Source organism: Bacillus sanguinis (assembly GCF_018332475.1).
Lineage (GTDB): Bacteria > Bacillota > Bacilli > Bacillales > Bacillaceae_G > Bacillus_A > Bacillus_A sanguinis.
Window position 1 is genome coordinate 1 of sequence record NZ_BOQB01000479.1, and the last position, 586, is coordinate 586.

At 31.6% G+C, this 586-nt stretch carries 1 protein-coding gene; it reads left to right on the forward strand.

All coding sequences use genetic code 11. The features are described from left to right. A partial coding sequence (locus KI369_RS27840; RefSeq protein ID WP_212958871.1) for a glycosyltransferase occupies positions 1-586 on the forward strand: 586 nt, incomplete at both ends.

Consider the following 586-nt stretch of genomic DNA (forward strand, 5'->3'; position numbering starts at 1 on the left):
CATAATGAAGAAAAGTACATTAGAAAATGTTTAGATTCAATTGCAAAGGCGTCAGAGGCATATAAAGAGCAAACGGAAGTTATAGTTGTTTTAAATCGTTGCACAGATAAAACAGAGGAAATAGCAAAATCTTATAATTGTATTACATTGAAAAATAACGATAAAAACTTATCTAAAATCCGAAATGCAGGGGCAGAAATAGCTAGTGGAGAAATAATCGTTACTATAGACGCTGATACTATAATGACAGAGTCCGTGTTGTCTAATGTAGATAAATATTTATCTTCAGGTAAATACATTGGTGGTGGGGTGAATGGGAAGTTTGAAAGAATATCTTTAGGAATATTCTTTTCTGCAATGTTAATAATCATCCCCTTACTTTTTAAGTATGGAGCTATATCTGTAGGGGTTTTTTGGTGCTATAAAAAAGATTTTATGGCAATTAACGGATTTAATGAAAACATGCTTATGGCAGAAGATGCAGATTTTGCTAAACGATTAAAAGAATGGGGAAAGCGAAATAATAAGAAATTCGGTACCATTAAAAATGGAATGATAACTTCATGCAGAAGATTTGATACATATG